Consider the following 4,151-nt stretch of genomic DNA (forward strand, 5'->3'; position numbering starts at 1 on the left):
GCGGAAGCGCGGCGCCGCCGCCGGGGCCAGCACCTGCGCCCCGACCAGCTCCGCCGCGACCACGGCCGCCCGCGCGCGCCCCAGCGCAGCCAGCTCGGCCGCGACCGGCAGCTCGGCGCCCTCGCCGAGCACGGCGACCGCCGCCGCCAGCGCGCGGGCGTCGGGGGCGAGCCGCGCGAGGTGGCGGCGCAGCGTCTCGCCGACGCGCGTCGGCACGATCCGCTCCAGCTCCGCGGCCCGCGCCGCCGTCGGCGCCACGCCCTCCGCCGCCAGCTCGGCGACGACCTCGCTCAGCAGGAAGGGATTGCCGGCCGTGTGGGCGCGGCAGGCGGTCGCGAAGGCCGGCTCGCTCGGGCGCCCGAGCGCCCGTTCGAGCAGCTCCGCGACGGCCTCGACGCTCAGCGGGGCCGGCTCGATCCGCTCGGCCCCGGGCCCGGCGAGCAGCTCCTCGATCGCGGTCAGCCGCGCCGCCGTCGCGGCCACCGCGCTCGCTGAGTCCGTCGCCGCATCCGGCAGCTCGACGCGTCCGCCGGCGGCCTCGGTGCGCATCGTCGCGACGATCGCCAGCGGGACCCCTTCCAGCCGTCGCGCGACGTACGCGAGGCAGCGCAGCGACGGCTCGTCGGCCCACTGCAGGTCGTCGATCGCGAGCACCAGCGGGCCGTCGGCGGCGAGGTTGAGCAGCAGCCAGTAGAGGCCGTGCAGCGTCGCGTGCACGTCGCGGTCGAGCGCCGCGTCGGGCTCGAGGTCGAGCACCGTGGCGGCCCGTCGCGCGGCGCCCGACAGCAGCCGCGCGCGCTCCTCGTCGGAGGCGGCGACGACCGCCGGCTCGACGAGCTGGCGCACGACGCCGAAGGCGAACTCCTGCTCCAGCTCGCCCGCGCGCGCGGTCAGCGGGCGCAGACCGTTCGCCGCGGCCTCCGCCAGCGCGGCCTCCAACAGCGCCGTCTTGCCGAGCCCGGCCGGCGCGGCGAGCACCGTCACGCCGCCTGCTCCGTCCGTCGCCGCGGCGAGCGCACGGCGCAGCCGCGCCACCTCGGCGTCGCGCTCCAGCAGCCGCTCGCTGGTCGCCGTCATCGCAATCAGGGTCTCACGCCGGGAAAAGATCAGGGGGAGGTCCATGACGCCGTCGGGAGCGGGAGCGCGCAGGCTGCAGCGCATGAACGTCATCACGAAGGACCACATCACGGTCGGTCGGGAGATCGTCCACGTCCGCGTCAGCAGCGCGGAGAGCGGCGGCGAGCTGCTCGCGATCGACGTGCGGATGCCGGCCGGCGGCGGCCCGCCGATGCTGCACCGTCACGGCCCCGCCGAGCTGTATCGCGTCGAGTCGGGCGAGCTGACGATCTACCTGGAGGACGAGAGCGGCGCGCTGCGGCGCCACCTCGCCGGGCCGGGCGCGGCGGTCTTCGTGCCGGGCGGCCGCGAGCACACCGTGCGCAACGAGTCCGACGCCGACGCGACGGCGTCGGTCGTCTTCACCCCGGGCGAGCAGATGGAGCGCTTCGTCCGCGCCGCCGGCGAGCTCGCCGCGGCCCACGCCCCGTCGCCGGAGGAGATGCGCGAGATCGCGGCAGCGCACGGGATCGAGCTGACGCGCCCCGTCTCCGGGACGGTCGGCCGATGACGAGCGCCACGCGGAACCCCGGCGAGCGCGGGCCGCTCGACGCCGGCGCCGAGGCGGTCGCGCTGAAGAGCTTCGAGCTGATGGAGCGCGGCACGCGCGAGCAGTTCGAGCAGCTGATCCACCCGCGCTGCGTCAACCACGAGGCGAAGGACGAGCCGCCGGCCAGCCGGCAGCAGCACGGGCCGGCGGCGATCTACGCGACCGCCCTGTGGCTGCGCGAGGCGTTCGCCGAGCTGCGCTGGGAGATCCACGAGGTCGTCAGCGAGCGTGACCTCGTCGTCGTCCACTGCACGATGTCCGGCCGCCACGTGAAGCCGTTCGTCTCCTACGACGCCGACGGGGAGGTGAAGGAGGCGTTCCCGCCGACCGGCAGACGGTTCGCGACGACCCAGACGCACTGGATCCGCGTCGAGGACGGCAGATTCGCCGAGCACTGGGCCAACCGCGACGACCTCGGCACCGCCGAGCAGCTCGGCTGGGTGCCGCCGAGCCCGCTCTACCTCGTGCGGATGGCGCTCGCGAAGCGTCACGCGCGGCGGGCGGCGAGGGCGGGGGACTGAGCGGACGTCGCTGGGCGCTCGGCGGCGGTCGCGGCGGCCACCGCGGCGTGCAGCGGTTGCGCGGCCGAGTCGGCGTCGTCTCCGTCGTCGCCGGGCGGGAACCAGCCGGCCGGCTGCGCATCGGGCCGCACGAGCAGGGCGCCGTCGCCACGGACGCCGAGCGCGGCCGCCGTGACCGCGTCCAGCGCCCGCACGGCGAGCGGCGGCGCCGGATGCGTCGTCGCCGCGCTCGTCGCGGCGGCGGCCGCCTGCCACCGCCGCTCGCCGTCGGGTGCGGTGAACAACGTCAGCCCGTCGCCGAGCAGGTCGAGTGTCGAGCGACCGGCGGCCGTCCACGCGTGCGGGATGCGGCCGCCGAGGTCGACGCGCAGCTCCTGGCCGACCTCCGCGAGCGAGCCGTCGGGCCGCGCCGAGCGCGTCACGTTGTGCTCGGCCAGCGGCCGCCGCTCGGCCTCGTAGGAGTCGAGCAGCTCCGGCGCCGCCCAGCCGCGCAGCGTCCACGCGAGCTTCCAGCCGAGGTCGCGGCCGTCGGCGATCGCCGTGTTCATCCCGGTGCCGCCGCGCGGCGAGGTGCGGTGCGCGGCATCGCCGACGAGGAAGACGTCGCCGCGGCGGAAGCGCTCCGCCAGCTGCGCGGCGAAGACGACCTGACCGAACCGCTGCACCCGCGGCCGCAGCGGCGCGCCGGCCCCCCGCTCGATGCGCTGCGCGATCCGCTCGCTGGTGAGCGCGTTCAGCTCGTCGATCCCGCCGGGGAGCTGCTCGGCGTGGACGGCGTAGAGCCAGCGGTCGCCGCGCCCGGCCGGCAGGAACACGCCCGCTCCCGCGGGATCGCTGACGACGTAGATGCCGTAGCGGTGCGCGCCGACCAGCTCCCACAGCGGCGCGTGGAACAGCGCCGAGAGGCCGACGGCGAGGCGGTCCGGCCCGTGCATGCCGATGCCGAGCGCGTCGCGCACGCTGCTGTGGGCGCCGTCGGCCCCGACGAGGTGACGGGCGTGGACGACCTGCGTCTCGCCGCTGCCGGCGTCGCGCACGATCGCCTGGACGCCGCCGTCGAACTGCTCGACGCCGACGACGCTCGCGCCGAGCCGGATCTGCGCCGCCTCCAGCGACGCGAGGTGGCGCAGCAGGATCGGTTCGAGCTGGTCCTGCGGCACGCACGCGGGGGCGGTCGGGCTGACGACGGCGCTCTGCTCGTGGCTCGGGTAGCCGACCTCCTGGCCGCTGCCGTCGGCGGCGCGCGCGAGCGTCTCGCACGTCCACAGCCGCCATTCGGCGTCGACGCCGACGTCGCGGATCTCCTGGTCGAGGCCCCAGGCGCGCAGCAGCTCCATCGTGCGCGTGCTGACGCCGGTCGCGCGCGGGTGGGCGGAGCGCTCGGTGCGGCGGTCGACGACCATGCAGGCGACGCCGGCGCGCGCCAGCGAGATCGCGGTCGTGAGCCCGGCCGGCCCGGCCCCGGCGATCAGCACGGGGACGGTGCGATGTGGTGTGAGGATCATGCGCCGGATGCTGCCGGCGGGTCGGCGCCGCGTCCTGAGCAATCGTTGCTCAATTGCGGTGCGCGGGGTTGCTCGGTGGGGGGCGCGTGCGGGGCGAGGCGCGGCGCACGGGACGGTCGCGCGCCGCGCGTGCGGCGGTCGCGCCGGACCTACTCGGCCGCGCCGGCGAGCGCGTCCGCGAGGTCGTCGCGGCGCGAGACGCCGAGCTTGCGGAAGGCGCCCTGGAGGTGGTTGTTGACCGTTCGCACCGAGACGACCAGCCGCTCGGCGATCTCGCGGCTGCTGAGCCCGCTCGCCGCCATCAGGGCGATCTCGCGCTCGCGCGGGGTCAGCTCGGCGGCGGCGGGAGGGACGCGGAGGGTCGGCGGCCGCGCCTGCTCGCAGCGCGCGAGCCAGAAGCCGGCGCGCGCGGCGGCGGCGCGGGCGCTCGACGCGCGGCCGTCGTCGCGATGGAGCGCG

General features: G+C 77.1%; 5 protein-coding genes. 2 read left to right on the forward strand and 3 right to left on the reverse strand.

The genetic code is table 11. From position 1 onward, the window contains the following. On the reverse strand, positions 1-1,077 hold a 1,077-nt coding region (locus R7226_RS30990; protein ID WP_318601411.1), incomplete at its 3' end, for an AAA family ATPase. 82 nt (positions 1,078-1,159) lie between these two features. On the opposite strand from R7226_RS30990, the gene R7226_RS30995 reads away from it, so the two are divergent. Together R7226_RS30995 and R7226_RS31000 are read left to right on the forward strand one after the other, a co-directional pair. Beyond that, complete coding sequence (locus R7226_RS30995) at positions 1,160-1,627, forward strand: cupin domain-containing protein (RefSeq protein WP_318601412.1); 468 nt, start codon at positions 1,160-1,162, stop codon at positions 1,625-1,627. Continuing rightward, complete coding sequence (locus tag R7226_RS31000) at positions 1,624-2,187, forward strand: ester cyclase (RefSeq protein WP_318601413.1); 564 nt, start codon at positions 1,624-1,626, stop codon at positions 2,185-2,187. Before R7226_RS30995 ends, R7226_RS31000 begins: the two co-directional genes overlap by 4 nt. Here the strand turns inward: R7226_RS31000 and R7226_RS31005 are convergent. Together R7226_RS31005 and R7226_RS31010 are read right to left on the reverse strand one after the other, a co-directional pair. Continuing rightward, positions 2,154-3,692 (reverse strand): FAD-dependent monooxygenase, encoded by a 1,539-nt coding sequence (locus R7226_RS31005; RefSeq protein ID WP_318601414.1) that lies wholly within the window; start codon positions 3,690-3,692, stop codon positions 2,154-2,156. The two genes, R7226_RS31000 and R7226_RS31005, sit on opposite strands and share 34 nt — an antisense overlap. A 149-nt stretch (positions 3,693-3,841) precedes the next feature. Further along, positions 3,842-4,151 (reverse strand): helix-turn-helix domain-containing protein (locus tag R7226_RS31010; protein ID WP_318601415.1); only part of this gene is annotated, 310 nt, incomplete at its 5' end.

This window comes from Conexibacter stalactiti (assembly GCF_033542075.1).
In the GTDB taxonomy this organism is placed as follows: domain Bacteria; phylum Actinomycetota; class Thermoleophilia; order Solirubrobacterales; family Solirubrobacteraceae; genus Conexibacter; species Conexibacter stalactiti.

Coding starts and splice junctions, on each gene's coding strand:
- R7226_RS30995 (WP_318601412.1), top strand. CDS start 1,160: ATGAACGTCATCACGAAGGACCACATCACGGTCGGTCGGGAGATCGTC.
- R7226_RS31000 (WP_318601413.1), top strand. CDS start 1,624: ATGACGAGCGCCACGCGGAACCCCGGCGAGCGCGGGCCGCTCGACGCC.
- R7226_RS31005 (WP_318601414.1), bottom strand. CDS start 3,692: ATGATCCTCACACCACATCGCACCGTCCCCGTGCTGATCGCCGGGGCC.